The sequence below is a fragment of the Acinetobacter sp. S-1 genome (assembly GCF_059579785.1).
The window spans coordinates 2,651,191-2,673,359 of sequence record NZ_CM184207.1 but is presented as its reverse complement, the minus strand read 5'-3'; the positions used below and the strand labels follow the sequence as shown (position 1 = coordinate 2,673,359).

The window sequence follows — 22,169 nt, the reverse complement described above, 5'->3', positions numbered from 1 at the left end:
TGTTTTAGAACGTATAGCTCATACCTAATTGAACAGTACGTGATTCACCCGGATATGCATATAGATTGAAAGCGCTTTCATCATAAACTTTGTCAAAAAGATTTTTCAGATCTAAGTTAATACGAAGTTTTGGTGTTGCCTGATAATAAGAAACCAAATCTGTAACTGCATAACCTTTCATTGTATAAGTACTATTAGCTGTTTGACCTGCACGCTTATCAATATATTTTTGATTAATGCCTAGACCTAAGCCTTGTAAAGGACCATCTTGAAATTCATAGATATTTAACAGATTAAAACTATTCTTTGGAATATTGGCTAAAGTGGTTCCTTTTTTCAAAGTATTATCTTTGCTGACTTCTGCATCTGTATAGGCATATCCACCAATAATTTTCCAAGCTGGAGTGATTTGCCCTGCAACATTTAGCTCAATACCTTGGCTACGAACTTTACCAGCAGCAACTTTATAATTTTGAAATAAAGGATCATCCGTCAAGACATTTTCTTTATTGGCATAGAAAATCGCAGAGTCAACCGACAACATATTGTAGAGTGCTTGCCATTTAAAGCCTAACTCATAAGCCATGCCTTCTTCTGGGTCAAATCCCTCTCCATTACGGCTAGCACCAGGGTTAGGTTTAAAAGATTTCGCAGCATTGCCATAGAGTGAAAGGTCATCACGGGCTTTAAAAACCAAACCTAAACGCGGAATAAATGCATCATGACTGGTATTCCAGTTTGCTGTATTCGGTAAAAGATTTTTGTAATCATGTTCGTAGTGCTCAAAACGCAAACCCAGCAGTGCACTTAAACGTTCATTTAATTCGATTTGGTCTTGTGCAAAAACGGCAGTTGTTTTTAAATTTTCGCGGTCATGGGTCGTAACCCGATTAAGCTCAGGCTGTGTTTGTCCTAAAACAGGATCATTAATATTAATAGGGTAGCTACCGATATCTCCACTTGAACGAATAATATATGACTTGTAATCATAGTTTTCATATTCAAGCCCAGTCACTAATGTATGTGTTAAACCTAAAAGCTGGAAATTACCTGTTAAGTTAATTTGGGCATCTATATCTTGCCATTTTAATTCGCGATAGTTGTAATTCCGGCCTAAAGTTTCACCGTCATTTTGAATACCATTTGCTTCTACCGCATAGCCATACAATTTGCCGTTTAAATATTGCACACCAGCATTCAGCTTCCAGTCATTACCAAGGTCGTGTTCGACTCGTAATTGAGTCATATTGTTATCATTGTAGAGTCGGTTGTTGTATTTACCTGTTTCCCACAAATAGGTTTCGGGTGAACTATTAAAAGACTTCTGGCCTGCATAGCGTGTTTGGCCACGATCAAGTGGATGCTGATTTCGTAAAATATCTGCTTCAAAAGTAACTTTGGTTGCATCAGAAGCTTGCCATTGGATGACTGGTGCAATTCCATATCGTTTGGACTCGACATGATCACGATAACTATCACCACCTTCTGCAATCACATTTAGGCGATAACCGATATTTTCTGCATTCGGGATAGTACCTGTTGTGTCTACCGTGGTGCGATATAAACCTTCACTGTTAAGCTGAGCACCTAAAGTGGTTTGTTGTTCAGACTTTGGTGTTTTAGAAATTAAGTTAAACGTACCACCCGGGTCACCACGACCATATAAGCTAGAAGAGGGTCCACGTAAAACGTCTACACGTTCAATAGTGTTGCTATCTGGAGCATTTGGATAACCACGGTTAATTGGGAATCCATTACGATAAAATTCACCGCTAGTGAAACCACGAAGGTTAAAGCCTGTTAACCCTTGACCACCAAAGTTATTAGCACGAGTCACACCGCCAGCTAAATCAAGCGCTTCAATCAAACGTGTTGCGCCAATATCTTCAATTACTTTTTGAGTTACTACACTGACGGATTGAGGCGTATCTTTTAATGCGACTTCACTACGTGTTGCGCTACCTGAACTATCGACTTTATAAGTTTGGTCAGCTGCCTGTTGAGCTTTAATCTTAATCGTAGCGAGCGTTGTTGAGGAATTATTGGTTTCTGCGAAAGTACTTGAGATACAACAGAGTTGAGCGATGCTCAGGGAGAGGAGGCGAAGCTTAAGATCCATTTAAAACCTTGTTGATAATAAATATCAGTATAAAAATAAGAATTATTATATTGTAAATCTATGTAAAGGAAATACTGGCTCGGTGATATATATGCACAAGTGTATTTTATTTGGAAATACAGAAAATTAGAAATATAAAAATAAAATAGAAAGGAATTTTATAAGAAGAGAATATGGCGTCCCTACGGGGATTCGAACCCCGGTTACCGCCGTGAAAGGGCGATGTCCTAGGCCTCTAGACGATAGGGACGTTGAGGATGGCGGTATCTTAAGAAGCCGCCACCAAACTGTCAAGGAGGTAAGGTGACAGTTTGTTCAAAATATAGCAAAACAGTTCAGCAGTCTTCTGAGTATCGTACAAAGCAGAGTGTGCTTCTTTGCCATCGAACTCAATTCCAGCTTGAATACATGCTTTCGCAAGCACAGTTTGTCCAAACATAACAGCACTTAAAGTAACCGTATCCATCACTGAAAAGCTATGAAATGGGTTTTGGTTTTTTGTGCTTGTACGCGCAATTGCTGCTTGTACAAAACCAAGGTCAAAATGCGCATTGTGGCCCACTAAGACAGCATGTGTACAGTGTTGCTGTTTACGGACTTCATTCACCGATTTAAAAATACGGCGTAATGCAGTGCGCTCATCTTCAGCCATTGCAATACGCATTGGATTGAATGGATCAATACCAATAAAGTCTAGCGAACGACGATCGAGATTAGCCCCTTCAAACGGGTTAATATGTGCATGAAATGCTGGACCAGGGACAAATTGTCCCTGAGCATCATACACAATTGGAATGCACGCAATTTCTAGCAATGCATCTGTCTGGGCATTAAAACCTGCCGTTTCAACGTCAACAACAACAGGTAAGAAGCCACGAAAACGTTGGCCAATGACCGGGACAGAGGTTTCTTGTGTCACACTTTTCTCCATTGCAGCGTTTTCCCGGCATGCAGCGGGATAATTTTTTGATCATCTAAATAATCAAAAGATTCTGGAACGAGGTTATCTTCTTTTACCAAGGTAATGGTAGAAGTATTACGTGGTAGGCCGTAGAAGTCTGCGCCAAAGTGGCTAGCAAAACCTTCTAAACGTTCTAGTTTACCTACTTGATCAAATGCTTGAGCATAAAGTTCAATTGCATTAGGCGCACTATAACAGCCCGCACAGCCACACGCATTTTCTTTTGCATTTTGCGAGTGAGGAGCACTATCTGTACCCAAGAAAAATTTAGGGTTACCGCTCGTTGCAACTTCAAGCAAAGTGGTCTGGTGAGTTTGACGCTTTAAAATTGGTAAGCAATAGAAATGCGGTTTAATACCACCAACCAACATATCATTACGATTAAATAATAAATGCTGAGGTGTAATCGTTGCAGCCACATTGCGGTCTTGTTCTAAAACAAAGTGTGCAGCATCGCTTGTTGTGATGTGCTCAAGTACCACTTTAAGTTTTGGAAACTGTTTTAATAACGGTGATAGAACTTCATCTAAGAAGCGTTTTTCACGGTCAAAAATATCAACGTGGTTATGAGTCACTTCACCATGAAGTAATAACGGAACTTGATGCTCTTCTAGTTGCTCAATGACTGCATAAACTTTACGGATGTCACTTACTCCGTTATCAGAGTTGGTGGTCGCACCTGCTGGGTAAAGTTTAATAGCATTTACATGTCCAGATTCTTTAATTTTACGAACTTCATCTGGTGAGGTGAAATCAGTAAAATAAAGCACCATACGTGGGTCAAAGTTAAGACCCTCTGGAACATGAGCAAGAATACGTTCACGGTAAGCCAATGCTTCTTCCACAGTTTTTACAGGTGGAACAAGGTTTGGCATACAGATCGCACGAGCAAATTGTTTGGCCAAATCAGGTACAGTACGTTTTAATGCTAAACCATCACGTAAATGTGCATGCCAGTCATCTGGCTGGAGCAGGGTAATAGAGTCCAAGGCAGTTCAAACTTCGAAATAAAACAAATGATAATCGATAAAGTGTGAAAATGGTAACGGGAATTACGGACAAATGGCAAAATAAAGCGCCAGAGGTCTTAAAAAATAATGTTATATTTTGTTAATGTGTGAGAGGCAGGAATCAAGTAGTGGCAAATAGGGGAAATGTACATGAATTACTCAAAGCAAAAGAAGAAATAGAATATTTAGTAACTCTACATACCCATCGTTATGCCAATATACCTCTGCCACATCAATTAGAAAAAAAATTTTGGTGTCTAAATCTTGAGCGAACTAAACAGAATATCTCAAAGTTTTTAGCAAGTGGCGTTTTAACCTATCTCATTTTCATATTGCTGGCTCTACCTACAGACTATTTGGTCATAGGCGTACCTTATATTACTTGGGATTTTATTTACTGTTTACTTAGCGCAATTAATATTGCTTGTGCACTGCTGTTATTTTGGGTTTTTGCAAAGTTTAAAAAACTCACTGAATATTTTTATATCGCTGCATGTGGCATTGTATTTTTGACTATTATTATCAATGCAATGTTGCTCCTTAGCGTAGGAAATGTCGCTCTTAAAAACCAGTCGATGTTACTACTTTCCTTCTTATATATGCTTGGTTTCATTTTAAGCGGTATAAAGCCTCTACATATGCTGTATGTAGGTTTAACAGCAGCCTTTTGTGTTTTTTCCCTACTGATTTTATGGCAAGCGAATTGTGATTTTATTGCTTTGGGAAGAGCGCTGTTTGGAAGTTGTATTTTAGGTTTTTCAATTAGCACGATGCTTACCTCTAGAGAAAGAAGTCTCTTTTTAAATAATCAGCTTGCTGAGCTTAACGAACAGATTTTACGTATTGAGGCATCTGAATTGCTTCATTTAAGCCAGCAAGATGCACTGACTAATATCTCAAATCGACGTACTTTTGATGAGATGTTCGACTTTTTTTACTATCGTGCAAAGCAAGAAAAGCGTCCATTGGCTGTTTTATTTATTGATATCGATTTTTTTAAAAATTATAACGATTTTTATGGACACCAAATGGGGGATAAAGTCATCTCATCTATTGCCGCTGCAATTAAAAATTCGATTCGGCATGTTGATTTTGTTGCCCGTTATGGTGGAGAAGAGTTTGTCGTACTGTTACCGAAAACACCTGCTCAAGGCGCCTATGCCGTCGCTGCAAATATTTATAAAGCGATTGAGCGACAAGCGATTCCTCATGCAGCATCTTTAGTCTCTAAGCATGTCACGATTAGTTTAGGTTTTACTGTTTATACAGAAGGTTTTAAAGTAAATCAGGAAAAATTAATTCATGCTGCGGATCAAGCTTTGTATCGGGCTAAGCAGCTTGGACGTAACCAGATTTATTATCAACCTTTGGAAGTGACAGAACTTGTTTAAGAGCAAATATTTGAAATAAAAAAGCCACCTTTGTCGGTGGCTTTTTTATTAAGTAAGAAAATTATTTCTTCTTGCTATCGAGTTGTGGCACAGCAGAACCTTGACCGATTGAAAGCAAACCAGCATCTGTATAGATACCAAGTTTTGCACGTGTATCGGTAATGTCGAGGTTACGCATCGTCAATTGACCAATACGGTCCATTGGCGTAAACATTGAATCGCCTTTTTCCATTGTTAAACGTTCAGCTTCGTACGTTAAGTTCGGAGATTCAGTGTTCATGATGGTGTAGTCATTACCACGACGAAGCTCAAGAGTTACTTCACCAGTAATCGCTTTAGCAACCCAACGCTGTGCAGTTTCACGCAACATAAGTGCTTGAGAGTCGAACCAGCGGCCTTGGTAAAGTAAACGACCTAAACGTAAACCGTTAATGCGGTATTGTTCGATCGTATCTTCGTTATGAATACCAGTAACCAAACGCTCATAAGCAATATGAAGAAGGGCCATACCCGGTGCTTCATAAATACCACGAGATTTTGCTTCGATAATACGGTTTTCGATTTGGTCAGACATACCTAAACCATGACGGCCACCAATACGGTTTGCTTCAAGAATAAGCTCAACCGGATTGTCAAAAGTTTGACCGTTTAAGGCAACAGGTACACCTTCTTCAAAACGTACAGTCACTTCTTCTGGAGTAATTTCAACTTCATCTTTCCAGAAAGCAACGCCCATAATTGGGTCAACGATTTTGATACCAGCATTTAAGTATTCAAGATCTTTTGCTTCGTGAGTTGCACCCAACATATTTGAGTCAGTCGAGTACGCTTTTTCTTTTGACATTTTGTAGTCAAAACCGTTGTCGATCAGGAACTGTGACATTTCAGCACGGCCACCGAGCTCGTCGATGAAGTTTTGATCTAACCAAGGCTTATAAATTTTAAGATTCGGGTTAGTCAACAAACCATAACGATAGAAACGTTCAATATCGTTACCTTTATAAGTTGAACCGTCACCCCAGATGTTTACGTCATCTTCTTTCATTGCGGTAACTAGCATTGTGCCTGTTACTGCACGACCGAGTGGAGTCGTATTGAAATAAGGAACACCACCTGTACTGATATGGAATGCACCACACTGAATCGCAGCAATACCTTCAAGCGCAAGTTGTAAGCGGCAGTCAATTAAGCGAGCTTTTACAGCGCCGTATTGTTCTGCTTTCTTTGGAATTGCATCGTAGTCATCTTCATCAGGCTGACCTAAGTTTGCAGTATATGCATAAGGTTCTGCGCCTTTTTGTTTCATCCACAATAAGGCAGCTGAAGTGTCTAGGCCTCCAGAGAAGGCAATCCCAACTTTTTTGCCTACTGGTACATGCTGCAAGATAGTTGCATTATCAGTCATTGCTAATCCTAACATTTATGAAAAAGACCCCATATAGGCGGTCTTGAGAATTCTGAATGGCGGCTATTGTAGCACTATTCATGGTGCTTTTTTTCGCAAAAAAAGCATTAATTCACTTGTTCTGATTTGAAGTTTTAATTTGATAAAAAATATAAGGCTATTTATAGAATAAGAAGAGTTAAATGAAGTATGGTTGTCCAAATAAGAAAAGACTTTTAATAACTTAAAAAGAAAACAGGATGAATATGAAGAAAAATATTGGCTTATCACGTGCACACTATGTTGTGGCTGCGATCACAGTACTCGACGCGATTTATATGATTTACCATTACATGGCATTAAATGACCCTATTCCTACATATTTACTTGGTGGAATTATTGGAAAAGGGGTAGTTATTGGACTCCATATATACGCTGCAAAACGAGTTTTAGATGGCACAAAAAATTCTAGATATATTTCTCTTTTTCTAACGATATTTTTACTTTTTGCATTTCCTATTGGAACCATTCTTGGCGTGATTATGCTGTTTTTATTATATAAATGGGAGAAAGAGCTAGATTTCATTAGCGTCATTAAATAAAAGCAATAGGAGCTGTTTTACTGGATTGACCATAAGCTCCGATAAATTTCTTTGCATGGTCATCCAAAATTATCAAAAAAGTATTAAAGTACTATGCAACAAGTTGCAAAAAATTATTGGGACGCAGCATGACAAGTTACGCCAATTTATTAAAACCATTACATCTAGGCTTTACCACCATTAAAAACCGTGTGGTGATGGGTTCCATGCATACGGGGCTTGAAGACCGTTTTTACAATTATCCAAAACTGGCAGCTTATTTTGAAGAGCGTGCAAAAGGTGGGGTTGGCCTGATTGTGACAGGTGGTATTTCACCGAACCGTCAAGGATGGTTAGCACCTGCTGGCGGAACCATGAATAGCTTATTTGATATTCCACAGCATCGTCTGGTTACACATGCTGTGCATAAACATGGTTCTAAAATCTTAATGCAAATTTTGCATGCAGGTCGCTATGGTTACCAGCCGTTTGTTGTGTCTTCAACTGCAATTAAATCTCCTATTTCACCGTTTAAACCACGCCAGCTTTCTGAAAAAAATATTCTGAGCACAATAGAAGATTACGCACAGTGCGCTGACATTGCCAAAAAAGCAGGTTATGACGGCGTCGAAATTATGGGCTCGGAAGGTTATTTAATTAACCAGTTTTTAAGTCGCCACGTGAACCAGCGTACTGACCGTTGGGGTGGTGAAATTGAAAACCGTATGCGCTTTCCAGTCGAGATTGTTAAAGCGATTCGTGCCAAAGTCGGTGAGAAATTTATTATCTGTTTCCGCTTGTCTTTACTTGATTTAGTCCATGACGGTAACACCATGCAAGAGGTGGTGACTGTAGCCAAAGCTTTAGAAAAAGCAGGGGTGACTTTATTAAATACCGGCATTGGCTGGCATGAAGCTCGTGTGCCGACCATTGTAACATCTGTGCCTCGTGCAGCTTTTGTCGACTACACTGCTCATGTAAAACAACATATTTCTATTCCGATTATTGCGTCAAACCGTATTAACATGCCTGAAACTGCCGAAGAAATTTTGGCAACTGGCAAAGCAGATATGGTTCAAATGGCACGTCCTTTATTGGCCGATGCATTTTGGGTAAATAAAACTGCGACTAACCGCGTTGATGAAATTAATACCTGTATTGCATGTAACCAAGCCTGTTTAGACCATGCTTTTAAAAATAAGCGTGTATCTTGTTTGGTTAACCCTCGTGCAGGCCATGAAACTGAACTGGTCTATTTAAAGACTAAACAGCCTAAGCGAATTGCAGTTGTTGGCGGTGGAGTAGCGGGTATGTCGGCGGCAACTGTTGCGGCAAGCCGTGGCCATGCAGTGACGCTGTTTGAGGCAACTTCGGATGTAGGTGGTCAATTTAACTTTGCCAAAGTTGTACCAGGCAAAGAAGAATTTCACGAGACAATCCGCTACTTTAAAGTCCAACTGGAAAAAACTGGAGTGGACGTACGTTTAAATACTCGCGTAAATCGTGAGCAGCTTGAACGCGAAGGTTTTGATGAAGTGATTGTTGCAACAGGTGTAATCCCTCGTGCATTAAAAATTGAAGGAAGTGACGCGCCACAAGTCCTTTCTTATGCTCAAGTTTTGAAAGGGGCAGAAGTCGGGCAAAAGGTTGCAGTGATTGGTGCGGGTGGTATTGGTTTTGACGTGTCAGAATTTTTACTTAAACCGCCACATCAACCACAGCCTCAACCTTTAGCAGATTGGCAACGTGAATGGGGTGTAGACCCAGATCCGAACTATGTTTCTGAAGGTGGTATGCAGCCCCCAGAAGTTGAACCAGCAATCCGTGAAATTTATTTACTACAACGTAAAACCACACCACTCGGTATTGGCCTTGGCAAGACTTCGGGTTGGGTACACCGTGCACAGCTTAAAAAGCATGGCGTACGTATGCTGCGTGGTGTGCAATATAAAGCAGTCACTGATGAAGGACTTTGGATTGAGCACAATGGGCAAGATCAACTTTTACGTGTAGATACAGTTGTGGTGTGTGCAGGTCAAGAGTCGGTAAAAGACTTGATGCCAAAAGAAGGTGAGTCGACTATAGCGAACTATCATATTATTGGTGGTGCAAAGCTCGCAGCAGAGCTAGATGCCAAGCGTGCGATCAAAGAAGGAGCAGAATTGGCTGCTCAACTGTAAAATTGATGAAACAATATGCACTTGAACACAAAGCAATGATATTTTTCTTGAATAAAATGAATAAGCTTTGTATTCTTACGCACATGGAAGCGTGGCAGAGCGGTTTAATGCACCGGTCTTGAAAACCGACGAGGGTGTGAGTCCTCCGTGAGTTCGAATCTCACCGCTTCCGCCAAATTCGAAAAGCCCTTGTTAAAAACAGGGGCTTTTTTTATATCTATTATTTTACCCCTCATTCTACCCCACATAAAAATTTGGATTGAGTTAGACAGATTTTGATTTCAGTTTAATTTTATATTGTGTAGTTAATCGCACCCTCATAATGGTCAATATCTTATAATTGTTTGATGAATTCTTTCGGGGCGACTATTGCTGCTATATGTATAATTATGGGTAGAATAGCTCCTTATAATACTAAGCCCTTTGCATCACTAACTTGCAAAGTAAAATCGCCTGATATGTACCAAATTTAAATTAAGAGATATGGATAGTTCATGAATTTAATAAATCACCGTAGTAAGTTATTTCTTGCAATTTTTCTTATGATGAATCTTTCAAATACATATGCAGCAAAGATACAGGCTGTAGGTGCTGAAGTACAGGAGAGTGCTGGAGACGCAATGGAAGCCGCTGAAGCAGAAGCTGTAGAGGTTGGTGGGCAAGAGGCTATATGTCGTGCTGATGAGGCTTGTGATGTTGCATCTGCTGTTTCTGAGGATGAAATGTACGGTGGTATTCAACAGGAATATGTCGTAAAAGGCTGCAAGGTAACAATCTACAATGATGGACCTGTGAAAATGGTCAACGTAAAGACAGATCAACCATGTGATGCCCCACTTCCTAAAGACCATAAATTTTCTAGATAGACTCTGTGTACCTATAAATTATTTTGTGCACCTTTCTGTTTTTTCTCAAAATCATGAACCATTCGAATACGCTCTTCGGTTGCAGGATGAGAGGATAAAGCATCAAGAACAGCTGTAGATAATTTATTAGCTGAAGATTCTTCTTGAGAAGTTGCTGGGTTGGCCTGATTCTTTTTATCGATACCTTCTTCTGTTGTATCGCTTAAACGTTGTAAGAAATTTGCAAAGTGGGAGACTTCGATATGCTTCTTATCCATTAACTGTAAAGCATATAGATCGGCTTCGGATTCAAATTTACGTGAGTAATTTGCACCAATCATAGCGGCAGGTAAGGACGTAAATAAGTCTGAATTATCTCCTGTCATTGCAATGTATAATATACTTAGGCCTAAACTCGTTAACCCTTGTTGCAAACTATGGCGATAAACCAAATGGCCTTGTTCATGGGCTAATACGCCTAAGATTTCTTGATTCGTATGTGCCAATTTGATCAGTTCATCTGTGATGATAATCGTATTATTGGGTAGCGCTACAGCATTAGCCCCTAACTGATCGCCTTTACGGAAGACTAATTTAGCTGGTTTGTTTTCAGCAACAGTATTCAAATACTGTTTAGTAATTTGATCTTTTTGAGTTTGTGCTAATTGGCTGGGTGCAGTCCAATTATTTAATACATAATTCTCTGCTTCATCACCTAGTTTCTTTAAAGTATTCTCAGGTAATTGAAAAGCGAGATAATGGGACGTTGCTGGAACCCCCCATTTCACTAGACTGATCGCAAAAGTAATCACAAAAATTACACTAAAAAGAATAAGACCCGGAGAACGTTCAAACTTCCAGATCGAATGTTGAACCTTTTTAGTTGAGTAATTAAACCATTCAGGTAATGCACTATGAAATTCAATCCGTGCATCATCAGATAATTCAATTACTGGGTGTAACTGTCCCAGCGCACCAATCAATTTCATATCACTATATTGATAATGACGCTGAAGTTCTAATTGCTCACCATACCGAATTAGAACTTCAGATTCAGATTGAGCTGAAATCTGAGCAGGGTATGGTTTAGACACTAGGCCATCATAGAAAGTGATATCTACTGCGTGGGACATAAATTATTAAACTCAGATTGTTATAAAGAGATGTCGATATCAAAAATATCACTGATTTCTTCAGCTAAAGCACTTTGCTCTTGTTGAGCGAGATTCATCATTTGATCTGGATCATCTAATAAAATTAAACTCATCGATTCAATTTTGTATTTGTGAATACGAACTGCAGCCCAAGCAGACATTAAACCTAGGGATAAGATTTTTACAATCCAGTTCGAGGCTACAATCCATGCGAAACGCCATTGGTTACAGTCTGTTTTAAATTGACTGTTCCCAATTGTAGTATTGTTCCATGTCGTAATAAAAATACGAGCAGAAATTAATGGATAAATAAATAATCCAATAAATGCATATACCGTAAATATTCCGAAGAATATAGCGTTTGGTGAGACTCCAGCAATTGTTCCTGCCATAGCAAAGTAAATGATTGAAAAAATAGCAATTACACCAATTGCAATAAAAACTGGTATATAAACTGCAGCCATATATGCAGACCATTTCGCGTTTAATTTAAAATTTAATTGTCCAGCATATAAGTTGTTAAGATAATATTTTTTATATAGCCAAATAGCGACAGGTGTAAAGATTCCTAAAGTGAAAATATATACCAATATACTCAAAAGAAAGACTTTATAAGATTCTTTTATCGTTCCACCAAAATAAAAACGTGCGTTGCCGAACTTACTATTTCTTGCAGTAAAACGCAAAGTAGCGCGAATTAGCCAAGGTACTGCTGCATATAGCGCAACTAGTCCAACCACAGTCGCAATCATTGAATACTGTGATGAAATTGCAAATACGACGTAAATTCCTAATGCAATTAAACGTCCAATCAAAATCTTGGTTGGAATCCCTGTAAAATCAAAGCGGCGTTCAAAAAATTCTGTATTGCCATAAAAATAGCGTAGGCGACGAACTTTGGCCCAAGGTGCATATAAGCTCAAAGTAATAATAGTCAAAAGAATATTAACGATCCAGATTCCAAAATATTCTGAGGCATTCCCATGAAATTTAAAATGATGAATTCCTGAATGTGAAATTGGTGGAGTTGTAATATTTTGATCCTCATTTACATCTTGAGGAAGAGAGGTTAAAGCTTGGTCTTGCATTTTATTCTCTTTATTGAAAATATATGATCTTGATTGAATGTAATAGATAATTAGAAAACTATTGAGAATATTATATATTTTTTATAAATTGAAATAAATAGAATGAAAAGCAAACAACTATTTTTACCATTATATTCTTATTGAGTTGTTTCGAGCAGAAAGCTTATCGCGAGAAGTATAAATAATAGGTTTAAAGGCATCGGTGACTTATTGTGATTGTAAATTTAGTAGTAATTCTAAGGAAAACTTTCTACATCATTAATTTCATCATTTACCATTTTTTATATTCTAATCTTACCTGTTGAAACTAATATATCTATATAAATTTCAATCCCGTTATAAACCCCACTTTAACAATAACTCATTCATTATTTATCCTTACTTTTTAATGATCTAATTTAAAACAAATGTCATTTTGTGTGCTTGACTGTAAGAGAGTTGAATACTATTCTTCGCATGCTGGCCACATTGCCAGTCGGTTGTCGCAGACCGTCTCATAGAAGCATTAAAGGTTTTATACCTTTAGTGTCTAGCCCCTCGTGCCCCCTCTACGGTGGAACGGGAGGGGGACACCCACGGGTGTGCTGGATCTATGACCAGTCTGCGAACCCCCTTTCGTTCTGCCACCATAATTTTAATGATTTGGCAGAACTCCCAATAAAAAAGGAGTTGGCTTTGCACATTCATTATTTCTTGGCAGCCTTTGCCAAAAGCTATAACGACACAACTTAAAAATTTAAAGCAGTTTGAATGCCATAAGGTTTTCAGGCTTTAAGTCATTTTTACTTAAAACTTAGCAAAACAAAACTTGAGATGTGCCAAGCACCGTCTTACGGCATTGCTGCGCCTTTTTTTCTCCCAGAAAGGGCACAGGCTTTTTATCTCATTTAGACACAACAAGAATTTATAACGGTAAAACGATGCCAACTTTAGAAATATCTTCCAAAAAATTACAGGTTGTTCAAACTGCCATCCAACTCTTTACCACGCATGGATTTCACAATGCAGGCGTAGACCTGATTATTAAAAAATCTAAAATTCAAAAAGCCACGTTTTATAACTACTTTTTTCACTCGAAAGAACGCCTTGTTGAAATGTGTCTAATCTTTCAAAAAAGCCGACTCAAAGAAGAAGTACTGGCAATTGTCTACTCACACCGCTACCCAAACGCAGCCGATAAACTCAAAGAAATTGTTCGCTTACATGTCGATGTGAATAGCTTTTACCATCTTTTATTTAAAGCCATTTTTGAACTAAAACTGCTTTATACTCGAGCTTACCGCATGGCGATTGAATATCGAAAATGGTTACTTAAAGAACTTTTTGATTTGATATTTAGTCTAGAAAGTCGTGGCTTAAAACCTGATGCCGATATGGTTTTAAATCTAATAGATGGTTTGATGTTTGGGTTTTTAAGTACCAATAGTTTGAGTGAGAGGGATGAGGTGTTGGAGCGGTTTTTTTAAATAACTTGAGGAATAGTGCTTTGGAACAAGATGCTTTTGAAAAGGTAGTTCAAAAGCATCTTGCTCACTTAGTTTATATGGGGCTGATATTTTAAGCTAAACAGGAATATTGGCTCTTATTTTCAGAGTTTAATTTTGACTTATTGAGACTCATCTAAATCACGTTCGCGGCAGGATAATTCATAGTAATTACCTTTTGGTAGAGAACTAATTTTAAACCCATAGTAAGTGCTATCGGTTTCTATCGGAGCGATATTACATTGATTCTTTTTTGCAAATTTTTCAATTAATATTAAATTGGTGGTTTGCTTAAATACAGCTCCCCAACCTTCACTCACACAACAGCCCACATATTCAGACATATATTCATCTGAAATAAGCACAACGTTTTGTCCCATAAATTCATAAGGTTTTTTGAGTTTGTATATATCGTTATAGTCTGCTCTTGAAATATTAGGTTTTTTGGCTAGGAAACCTTTTTGTTTAAGAATTTGAAACTTTAAAAAATCTTCAGGACCAGTACCAAGTCCCCGATAAATCGAGCTATTGTCCTCTGCAAAACTATATGAGCTGAAAATGCTAACTAAGCTTAAAAGTAATAATTTTTTCATTTGTAATTTCAGAAGTTGTATTAGGGCATAATTGTTTCATATCTTCTTTAAAGCGTAAAGTAAGTGGCTGATTTTTATATCATAGATAGATTTTTCTATACCACGGCAAACCATGATTAATTTACTAATAATAGGTTTCATATAATTAACTATCTATAGAATAAATTTTTTGCTTCTTTAAAAATTATTTAAACGAATTAAATAAATTTTTTATTAGAGTCCTAATTTATTCGCTTATTTGATAGTCTTTTTGTATATAATATGTATTCTTTGTATTTATTTATCTTTATAGAGTAAACATGAAAAAAATATTAATCATTACTACTTTGAGTTCTTTCGGTTTAATTGCTTGTTCAACTACTGAAACTTCAAGAACGATACAAAGCCCGCAAGTAACTGTAGCTACATCACAAATTAAATATACGGGAGTAAAGGCTCCTGTTTCTATCGGTAAGTTTGATAACCGCTCTAGTTATATGAGAGGTGTTTTCTCTGACAATGTAGACCGTCTAGGCGGACAGGCGAAAACTATTCTTGAGACACATTTACAGCAAACTGGTTATTTTACAGTTTTAAATCGAGACAATTTATCTGAGATTAAACAAGAAGTTGGGTATAGTAATACAAGCCAATCTATTAAAGGTGCTCGTTATGTTCTCACAGGTGACGTATCTGAGTTTGGTCGCAAAGAAGTAGGTGATCAGCAATTATTTGGTATTTTAGGTCGCGGTAAACAGCAAGTTGCTTATGCAAAAGTTAATCTAAATGTCGTTGATGTAAAAACATCTGAAGTCGTGCATTCCGTACAAGGTGCGGGTGAATATGCCTTAGGTGCTCGTGAAGTATTAGGTTTTGGCTCTACAGCTTCTTATGATTCGACTTTAAATGGCAAAGTACTTGATTTAGCTGTTCGTGAAGCAGTTAATAATCTTGTAACAGATATTCAAAATAACCGTTGGTCAATTCAATAATTTTGGATATGTGTTAAATGAAAAAAATTCTTTTAAGCAGTTTTCTTGCTATGGGATTGGTTGGGTGTGCCGCTGGTCCTCAACCTTTATATAATTGGGGAACTTATACTCATCAAACCTATTTGATGTATAACTCACCTGAGAAAGCGACACCAAGTACGCAAATCACAAAATTAGAAGCTGAAATTGAGAAAACTAAAGGCAAGGGCTTAGCCGTTCCGCCAGGTTTATATGCGCATTTAGGATTATTGTATTTACAAGAGAATAATTCTCAAAAAGCAATTGAGTATTTCCAGCTTGAACGACAAGTATATCCAGAATCTACAGTTTTAATGGATCGCTTATTGCAAAAAATGAATGCTAATGGTGGGAATGCAAAATCATGATGAAGAAATTTCTAATTGCTGGTTTGGTTATCTCTAGCCTTGCATTTACTGGATGTGCCGTTACTCCACAACCTAATAAAGATATTACAGCTTATAAAGCTCATATGCCAAAATCGATTTTGGTATTGCCTCCAGTCAATGATTCGCCTGATGTAAAAGCGACTTATAGTTATTGGCCTACTGTGGTGGCACCTGTGGCAGAAGCTGGTTATTACGTTTTCCCAATCTCTGTCGTAGACAATATGTTTAAAGAGAATGGGGTTACTAATGGTAGTGATGCTCAGTCTATTGCACCCCAGAAATTACAAGAGATTTTTGGTGCAGACGCAGCTTTATATATTCGAATTAAAGAATATGGTTCTAAATACCAAGTGATTCAGAGTGTCGCGACAGTAAGTGCTGATGCAAAGCTTGTTGATTTAAAAACTGGAGATGTGATTTGGACAGGTGAGAAAAAACTTGTTCAAGCAAGTAATGATGGTAATGCGGGTTTAATCGGAATGGTCGTCGGTGCTTTAGTTGAACAGATTGCTGGCAGCTTTACTGATCGGGCTTATCCATTAGCGAGTATGGTAAATACTCAACTTTTTACCCCGACGACTTATAATCCGGGTATGGGGTTGTTATATGGTCCACGTTCACCAAAATATCAACAAGATGGAGTAGTAGCTAAGTAAATTAAAGTCTTAACTAAAGTTTTACTTTATTAAAAATAGGCTGCTATCTAGATTAATTATATGAAATGCTAGATAAAAATTTATTATTCCAGATAGTTTATAAATTTTTTGATTAGGTAGGAGAGCTAGAGCAACTAGTTCTCCTATTTAATTTAAATTACTTCTTTTGCTTAAAGCGGTATTTACATTTTAAACAGCGATAATCTTGAAAAATATTCTTGTCGATTATTACGCCAGCTTTCTTACCAAAAATATTACCAACTACACCGCCAGTAATTCCTGCACTAATGGCACCAACGAAAGTCCCTACAGTTCCGCCAACAATTACACCTAAAGGACCAGCAACAGTACCAATAGCTGCTCCAACAGTAGCACCAGTCGCAGCGCCACCTACAGTGCCTGCCGTTGTACCGGCAGCTGTGAGTAAAACACCGCCAGTTGTTCTAAGTAATTTGTCATGGTCACGTGCTTCAATTTCTGTAGAACCACACTTAGGACATTGCAGAGCTTTTTCCATAAAATTTCCTGTCTTCATCATTGAGTGACACAGTTGAGAGCTAAATCAGTTAAGTGGGTAAAGAACCTGTCTTGCGATGCAGTATCTTTTGCCTATTGAGTGATCGTAACGATAAACTGGTCTGTTTTGATTTTAGCTGAACATTGACACAAATATTTATAGATCATGTAAACACTTGTACTTTAATAATTATCTCATTAAATACCAATGTTTAGAATGACTAAGGCTTACATATCCATGTGTCTAGTAGAGAACAATTTAATAATGATGAATAGAATGTGAATGGTTTTTCTAAAGTTACTTAGAGTGACAAGCTGTTAAATGATAAAAGGCTTATCCTGTTTGAATAAGCCTTTTTTGAATATTAGAGTGCTTTTTTCCAACTCAGAAATTTATATAATCCAAACATGAATGTAATCCAGATTGGAATTAAAATCACCGATTTTTCAAATCCTTGAGTCCACATGATATATAAAATCATGCCAATAAAAATCAAAACGATATAGTTGCTTAACGGTGAAAATAGAGCAGGGAACTTGGCAACTTTACCTTCAAGTTTCATGGCACGTTTAAACTTCAAATGAGTAAAGCTAATGATTGCCCAGTTTAAAACTAAAGCTGCTACAGCCATGTACATGAGATAGCTTAAAGCTTCTTCTGGGATAAAGTAGTTCAGTAATACGCAACCAAAAATTAGGATAGAAGAAAAGATAACAGCAGGCGTTGGAACCCCTTGTTTACTGACTTTTGTAAAAATTTTGGATGCATGGCCTTGTACTGCTAGGCCATATAACATACGGCTGTTTGCGTACATGCCGCTGTTATAAACAGACAGTGCGGCTGTTAAAATAATAAAGTTAAGCAAATGCGCTGCCCAGCCAATCCCAAGTTGGCTAAAAATCATCACAAATGGACTTTTATCTAAACCACCGAGGTCAAGCTGATTCCACGGAATGAGTGACATGATGATAGCAAGCGAAGCCACATAGAAAACCAAGATTCGAAAGATGACTTGGTTAATGGCTTGTGGAATGCTTTTTTCAGGATTTTCGGCTTCAGCAGCAGTCATCCCAATCAGTTCAATACCACCAAATGCAAACATTAAAAAGGCGAGCATATAAAATAGGCCTGAAAACCCGTGCGGGAAAAATCCGCCATGCTGCCATAAGTTTGCAAAGCTAGCGATAGAGTCACTACCCGCGGTAAGCAATAAATATAAGCCAAACACGATCATGGCAATGACCGCCGCAACTTTAATAATAGCTAACCAAAACTCAGATTCGCCATAAAATTTAACGTTGCCTAAGTTCAAACATGTGACCAAAACAAAGAAAAATAAGGCTGATATCCAAGCAGGAATGTGGGGCCACCAGTAATGCACATATTTAGCAACTGCTGTCAGTTCGGTCATCGCGACCAGAATATAAACCACCCAATAGTTCCAGCCCGATAAAAAACCGGGGAATTTCCCCCAATATTTTTGTGCAAAGTAACTAAAGGAACCGACCACAGGTTCTTCTACGATCATTTCACCCATTTGGCGCATAATTAAAAATGCGACCAAACCGACGATGGCATAACCTAAAATAATAGAAGGACCAGCAGACTGGATGACTTGTGCAGAGCCTAAAAATAAACCTGTCCCGACAGCACCACCCATAGCGATTAACTGGATATGGCGATTTTTAAGTCCGCGTTTTAATTGGGAAGATGAATTGCTCAAAATATATGCGCTGAATAAAAAAGCTGGCGCTATTGTAATAGATTGGTTAGGGATAACCTAGATTGAAAAGAATTTTACTCAGCTAAATAAAAAAGGGATCCGTACAAAGCTATACGGATCCCTTTTTGAAATCGGTTATTTTATAAATTAGAAAGATACCATTTTGCCCGGATTAATCATTGCACCAATGCCATACATGCTTTTAGCGAGTGGAATAACAACGGGAGCAAGGGTACGACCAAAAATAATATTTTGATGGTCAATTTTAGATAACATTTCGAAGTCGTTAGATTGCCCAACAAAGTCATTCGCGATGGCTTTACCAATACGTACCGTCTGAGCAACGCCGTGACCACTCCAGCCATGAACAGCATAAATTGGGAATTTATTGCCAAACTTACGGCTATCGACTGCACCATTTACGGTTAAATCAGTGGTGCCACTCCAGACAAAATCCATCTCTAGATTTTTAATTTGAGGGAAAACTGTATGAATTCGATGTTCTAGATAATTTAAAGTTTTCTCTGGTCCCCAGCATGTGCCAGTGCCTTGGCCACCAAACAATAAGCGGTTATTAAACACAGGGCGGTAGTAATCAATTTGGAACTGTGTGTCATAAACAGGGTGCCCAAACGGTAAAATCTCTTTTGTATCAAACTCGAGCGGGGCTGTCGTTGCAACATAAGTATAGAACGGAATAGTAGTATTGTTTTGCTCTGATAAAAGTTTAAAAGAAGCATGGTGCACGGCTAACACCACAGACTTTTTAGCTTTCACGACAGCATTTGCAGTTTGAACATAAATACCATCTGCTTTTTCTTCTATTGAAATGACTTCTGTTTGTTCATAAACAGTGCCGCCATTTTGGCAAAAGCCATAAATTAAGCCACGGTTTAAAGCTAAAGGATGAATTTGTCCCCCTAACTCATCAATTAAACCACCTGTGTAATAATCAGACTTAATAAAGTCCATGAGTTCGTGTTTACCTACAATGCGCGTATGGTCTTCACCTAAGTATTTTCGTGCATCGGCGCCTTGTGTTAAACCAACTAAATGTCCTTCATGAACAGCGGCAGTAATGTGGCCGTATTTGCGGTCAAAGTTGAGTTGGTATTTTTCCGAGATGTCATCAATGAGTTGCATCGCTTCCGTAGAGGTAAAATGCCAGAGTTTTTTAGCATCTTCATAACTCAAGCGATCGGCCATTTCTTGAGCTTCCCAGCGAGCTAAACCAGGGGTGAGTTGTCCGCCATTGCGTCCAGAAGCTGCGCTACCTATACGGTTTTTTTCTAATAAAATAGTTTCTACGCCTTGTTCAGCTAAATGTAAGGCTGTAGATGAACCTAATAAACCACCGCCAATAACTACCACATCACATTCAATATCAGCTTTTAAACTGTCAAAAGTATGCCAATCAGAAAGTGAGCTTTCATAATAGTTTGCAGGGTTATCTACCGAGGTACCATTAACCGTGGATGTATCAAATTTTGCATGTTTTGGATTTAACCAGCTCCACTCTTTACCTACTTGTAGAGATTTACTCGGTTTATATTCCACGTCTTTTAAAAGTTGAGGTTTAGAAATAATTTTCATGACAAAGTTCCTTAAAAATTAATAAGCATTACTAATAGCAATACTTTGTTTTTTAATCGTTTTATAGATAAATAGGAGAATACCTAAAGCTAACCAGAAACAACCAAACATGAGTGAAGATGAATCGAGATTAAGCCAGAGACAAATAATGCTAAAGACTGATATAAGCGGTAAAAACAGGTTTAGAAATTTATTTTTAAACCCTGAACGCTGTTTATCTTTAATATAAAACTTCATAAAAACTGAGAAATTTACGGCTGTAAAAGCGACTAGAGCACCAAAGCTGATGAGGCTTACGACTTGGGCTAAATCTAGAAAAACCGCTGACATTGAAATAAGACCAACAAACAAAACCGAGAAAAACGGTGTACCTAATGAAATATGAATTGTCCCAAAATACTTTTTAGGGAAAATATTATCGGTACCCATTATATACAGTAAACGTGAAGCACTGGCATGAGAGGCAAGGCCAGAGGCGACAGTGTTCATAATTTGTCCGCATAAGAATACAGATTGGAAAAAAGCACCACCCACGTAAAGCACAATTTCAGGCAACGCTTCAGATGGATGCTGAAAGCGTAGATTGTTTGGAAAATAAAGTTGAATAAACCAAGCTGCTGTGAAGAAAATAAGTCCACCCGCAAGAGTCGTTAACATGACTGCGCGGGGAATATTTTTGGTGGGTTGTTTGGTTTCATTAGAAAGCGTGGTAACCGCATCAAAGCCCAAAAATGAAAAGCACAAAACTGAGGCACCGGCAACGAGGGGGAGTAAAGATTGGTGCTCATGCCAGAGTGGCGCCAATGTAAGCACATGCTCATAACCTTGAGTGGAGCCAATACCCTTAATCACTAAATAAACAAAAATGATCATGAGTATGATGGGTGCAAACACAAACAACAGGCTTAAATTGGCGAGTAACCGAATGCGGAAACAGTTTACTAAAGTGACTAGGCTTGCCGATACAATTACCCAGAACCAGTAAGGCAGACTTGGGATAAGTGCGGTCAGATAAATCGCAGCTAGCAAAACATTAATGAGAGGTAATAACAAATAGTCGAGCAGAGAGCACCAACCGACAAAAAAGCCACTTTTAGGCCCTAAACTTTCAGCTGTATAGCTATATGCCGAGCCTGATTTTTCAGAATTTTTACTAAATCTTGCATAGCTCCAAGCAGTGAGTAACATGGCGCCAAGAGCGAGTAAATAGGCCAGTGGTACGTGTCCATTGGTAATGCCAGAGACAATACCGAAAGTGTCAAACACCGTCATGGGAGTCATGTAGGCAATACCAATAATCGTGACTTGCCAAAGAGACAGTTTTTTTAAGGAAGACGTTTTATTTTCCATGTCATTTCAACCTCAAATTCGTTGTTTTGCTTTTCATCCGGAAAAGCGATGCTATTTTTGAGCCAAAACTTCCCCTAGACTTGATTAAACACGTCTATTTGGAGAAAGTTTGTACAAAAGTGGGTGGCTGTTTCGCCTTGGTGATGCCCTAAAGCAAGATCA

19 protein-coding genes and 2 tRNA genes are annotated in these 22,169 nt (G+C 38.2%); 9 read left to right on the top strand and 12 right to left on the bottom strand.

Annotated features, from left to right (window positions below; translation table 11 throughout):
* Window positions 1-4: 4 nt before the first annotated feature.
* The 4 genes from AC52J8_RS12725 to pyrC all read right to left on the bottom strand — a co-directional run bounded on the left by AC52J8_RS12725 (window position 5) and on the right by pyrC (window position 4,069).
* A complete protein-coding gene (locus tag AC52J8_RS12725; RefSeq protein WP_086400142.1) occupies window positions 5-2,119 on the bottom strand; it encodes a TonB-dependent siderophore receptor in 2,115 nt (704 codons plus the stop codon).
* Between the two features lie 174 nt (window positions 2,120-2,293).
* Window positions 2,294-2,369 (bottom strand) — tRNA-Glu (locus tag AC52J8_RS12720).
* A gap of 18 nt (window positions 2,370-2,387) precedes the next feature.
* Window positions 2,388-3,050, bottom strand: coding sequence for a ribonuclease T (rnt, locus tag AC52J8_RS12715; RefSeq protein WP_002117536.1), 663 nt, complete (start codon window positions 3,048-3,050; stop codon window positions 2,388-2,390).
* Window positions 3,035-4,069 carry a dihydroorotase gene (gene pyrC, locus AC52J8_RS12710; protein ID WP_005070491.1) on the bottom strand — a complete coding sequence of 345 codons (1,035 nt, stop codon included), beginning with the start codon at window positions 4,067-4,069 and terminating at the stop codon, window positions 3,035-3,037. Before pyrC ends, rnt begins: the two co-directional genes overlap by 16 nt.
* Window positions 4,070-4,218: 149 nt before the next feature.
* Here pyrC and AC52J8_RS12705 point away from each other — a divergent pair, with 149 nt between their 5' ends.
* A complete protein-coding gene (locus AC52J8_RS12705) occupies window positions 4,219-5,481 on the top strand; it encodes a GGDEF domain-containing protein (protein ID WP_069036846.1) in 1,263 nt (420 codons plus the stop codon).
* A 61-nt stretch (window positions 5,482-5,542) separates the two neighbouring features.
* Here AC52J8_RS12705 and argG read toward each other — a convergent pair whose 3' ends face one another.
* On the bottom strand, window positions 5,543-6,901 hold the full coding sequence (argG, locus tag AC52J8_RS12700; RefSeq protein ID WP_014206117.1) for an argininosuccinate synthase: 1,359 nt from the start codon (window positions 6,899-6,901) through the stop codon (window positions 5,543-5,545).
* Between the two features lie 224 nt (window positions 6,902-7,125).
* On the opposite strand from argG, the gene AC52J8_RS12695 reads away from it, so the two are divergent.
* The 4 genes from AC52J8_RS12695 to AC52J8_RS12680 all read left to right on the top strand — a co-directional run bounded on the left by AC52J8_RS12695 (window position 7,126) and on the right by AC52J8_RS12680 (window position 10,492).
* Window positions 7,126-7,467, top strand: coding sequence for a hypothetical protein (locus AC52J8_RS12695; RefSeq protein ID WP_228149114.1), 342 nt, complete (start codon window positions 7,126-7,128; stop codon window positions 7,465-7,467).
* A gap of 128 nt (window positions 7,468-7,595) precedes the next feature.
* Entirely contained in the window at window positions 7,596-9,626 is a 2,031-nt protein-coding gene (locus tag AC52J8_RS12690; RefSeq protein ID WP_016802556.1) for an NADPH-dependent 2,4-dienoyl-CoA reductase, read from the top strand.
* An 85-nt stretch (window positions 9,627-9,711) separates the two neighbouring features.
* Window positions 9,712-9,801, top strand: a tRNA-Ser gene (locus tag AC52J8_RS12685).
* Window positions 9,802-10,168: 367 nt separating this feature from the next.
* Entirely contained in the window at window positions 10,169-10,492 is a 324-nt protein-coding gene (locus tag AC52J8_RS12680; RefSeq protein WP_208753495.1) for a hypothetical protein, read from the top strand.
* A gap of 11 nt (window positions 10,493-10,503) precedes the next feature.
* On the opposite strand, the gene AC52J8_RS12675 is transcribed toward AC52J8_RS12680, so the two are convergent.
* Both AC52J8_RS12675 and AC52J8_RS12670 read right to left on the bottom strand, forming a co-directional pair.
* Window positions 10,504-11,604 carry a M48 family metallopeptidase gene (locus AC52J8_RS12675; protein WP_197738933.1) on the bottom strand — a complete coding sequence of 367 codons (1,101 nt, stop codon included), beginning with the start codon at window positions 11,602-11,604 and terminating at the stop codon, window positions 10,504-10,506.
* Window positions 11,605-11,624: 20 nt separating this feature from the next.
* Window positions 11,625-12,713, bottom strand: coding sequence for a YjgN family protein (locus AC52J8_RS12670; protein WP_086400139.1), 1,089 nt, complete (start codon window positions 12,711-12,713; stop codon window positions 11,625-11,627).
* A 920-nt stretch (window positions 12,714-13,633) separates the two neighbouring features.
* Here AC52J8_RS12670 and AC52J8_RS12665 point away from each other — a divergent pair.
* Window positions 13,634-14,179, top strand: coding sequence for a TetR/AcrR family transcriptional regulator (locus tag AC52J8_RS12665; protein WP_198912071.1), 546 nt, complete (start codon window positions 13,634-13,636; stop codon window positions 14,177-14,179).
* A 140-nt stretch (window positions 14,180-14,319) separates the two neighbouring features.
* Here AC52J8_RS12665 and AC52J8_RS12660 read toward each other — a convergent pair whose 3' ends face one another.
* Window positions 14,320-14,790 carry a hypothetical protein gene (locus tag AC52J8_RS12660; RefSeq protein ID WP_032063064.1) on the bottom strand — a complete coding sequence of 157 codons (471 nt, stop codon included), beginning with the start codon at window positions 14,788-14,790 and terminating at the stop codon, window positions 14,320-14,322.
* A gap of 299 nt (window positions 14,791-15,089) precedes the next feature.
* Between AC52J8_RS12660 and AC52J8_RS12655 the strand changes: the two genes are divergently transcribed.
* From AC52J8_RS12655 to AC52J8_RS12645, 3 genes are read left to right on the top strand one after another with little or no spacing between them, the layout of a single operon-like run.
* The gene (locus AC52J8_RS12655) at window positions 15,090-15,761 is read left to right on the top strand and encodes a CsgG/HfaB family protein (protein WP_002120578.1); all 672 of its coding nucleotides are present in this window, start codon (window positions 15,090-15,092) and stop codon (window positions 15,759-15,761) included.
* Window positions 15,762-15,778: 17 nt separating this feature from the next.
* Window positions 15,779-16,147 carry a DUF4810 domain-containing protein gene (locus tag AC52J8_RS12650; RefSeq protein ID WP_005070471.1) on the top strand — a complete coding sequence of 123 codons (369 nt, stop codon included), beginning with the start codon at window positions 15,779-15,781 and terminating at the stop codon, window positions 16,145-16,147.
* On the top strand, window positions 16,144-16,824 hold the full coding sequence (locus tag AC52J8_RS12645; protein WP_002120567.1) for a DUF799 domain-containing protein: 681 nt from the start codon (window positions 16,144-16,146) through the stop codon (window positions 16,822-16,824). Before AC52J8_RS12650 ends, AC52J8_RS12645 begins: the two co-directional genes overlap by 4 nt.
* Before the next feature lie 157 nt (window positions 16,825-16,981).
* Here AC52J8_RS12645 and AC52J8_RS12640 read toward each other — a convergent pair whose 3' ends face one another.
* From AC52J8_RS12640 to AC52J8_RS12625, 4 genes are all read right to left on the bottom strand, one after another.
* Window positions 16,982-17,341, bottom strand: a complete 360-nt coding sequence (locus AC52J8_RS12640; RefSeq protein WP_002120526.1) for a hypothetical protein — start codon at window positions 17,339-17,341, stop codon at window positions 16,982-16,984.
* 364 nt (window positions 17,342-17,705) lie between these two features.
* Entirely contained in the window at window positions 17,706-19,064 is a 1,359-nt protein-coding gene (locus tag AC52J8_RS12635) for an amino acid permease (RefSeq protein ID WP_086400137.1), read from the bottom strand.
* Between the two features lie 147 nt (window positions 19,065-19,211).
* Window positions 19,212-20,657, bottom strand: coding sequence for an NAD(P)/FAD-dependent oxidoreductase (locus AC52J8_RS12630; RefSeq protein ID WP_086400136.1), 1,446 nt, complete (start codon window positions 20,655-20,657; stop codon window positions 19,212-19,214).
* 18 nt (window positions 20,658-20,675) lie between these two features.
* Window positions 20,676-22,007 (bottom strand): APC family permease, encoded by a 1,332-nt coding sequence (locus AC52J8_RS12625; RefSeq protein WP_086400135.1) that lies wholly within the window; start codon window positions 22,005-22,007, stop codon window positions 20,676-20,678.
* Window positions 22,008-22,169 lie beyond the last annotated feature (162 nt).

Bases quoted from the DNA above. Each gene is read 5' to 3' on its own strand.
- AC52J8_RS12725 (WP_086400142.1), bottom strand. From the start codon at position 2,119: ATGGATCTTAAGCTTCGCCTCCTCTCCCTGAGCATCGCTCAACTCTGT.
- rnt (WP_002117536.1), bottom strand. From the start codon at position 3,050: ATGGAGAAAAGTGTGACACAAGAAACCTCTGTCCCGGTCATTGGCCAA.
- argG (WP_014206117.1), bottom strand. From the start codon at position 6,901: ATGTTAGGATTAGCAATGACTGATAATGCAACTATCTTGCAGCATGTA.
- AC52J8_RS12695 (WP_228149114.1), top strand. From the start codon at position 7,126: ATGAATATGAAGAAAAATATTGGCTTATCACGTGCACACTATGTTGTG.
- AC52J8_RS12690 (WP_016802556.1), top strand. From the start codon at position 7,596: ATGACAAGTTACGCCAATTTATTAAAACCATTACATCTAGGCTTTACC.
- AC52J8_RS12680 (WP_208753495.1), top strand. From the start codon at position 10,169: ATGATGAATCTTTCAAATACATATGCAGCAAAGATACAGGCTGTAGGT.
- AC52J8_RS12675 (WP_197738933.1), bottom strand. From the start codon at position 11,604: ATGTCCCACGCAGTAGATATCACTTTCTATGATGGCCTAGTGTCTAAA.
- AC52J8_RS12670 (WP_086400139.1), bottom strand. From the start codon at position 12,713: ATGCAAGACCAAGCTTTAACCTCTCTTCCTCAAGATGTAAATGAGGAT.
- AC52J8_RS12665 (WP_198912071.1), top strand. From the start codon at position 13,634: ATGCCAACTTTAGAAATATCTTCCAAAAAATTACAGGTTGTTCAAACT.
- AC52J8_RS12660 (WP_032063064.1), bottom strand. From the start codon at position 14,790: ATGAAAAAATTATTACTTTTAAGCTTAGTTAGCATTTTCAGCTCATAT.
- AC52J8_RS12655 (WP_002120578.1), top strand. From the start codon at position 15,090: ATGAAAAAAATATTAATCATTACTACTTTGAGTTCTTTCGGTTTAATT.
- AC52J8_RS12650 (WP_005070471.1), top strand. From the start codon at position 15,779: ATGAAAAAAATTCTTTTAAGCAGTTTTCTTGCTATGGGATTGGTTGGG.
- AC52J8_RS12645 (WP_002120567.1), top strand. From the start codon at position 16,144: ATGATGAAGAAATTTCTAATTGCTGGTTTGGTTATCTCTAGCCTTGCA.
- AC52J8_RS12640 (WP_002120526.1), bottom strand. From the start codon at position 17,341: ATGGAAAAAGCTCTGCAATGTCCTAAGTGTGGTTCTACAGAAATTGAA.
- AC52J8_RS12630 (WP_086400136.1), bottom strand. From the start codon at position 20,657: ATGAAAATTATTTCTAAACCTCAACTTTTAAAAGACGTGGAATATAAA.
- AC52J8_RS12625 (WP_086400135.1), bottom strand. From the start codon at position 22,007: ATGGAAAATAAAACGTCTTCCTTAAAAAAACTGTCTCTTTGGCAAGTC.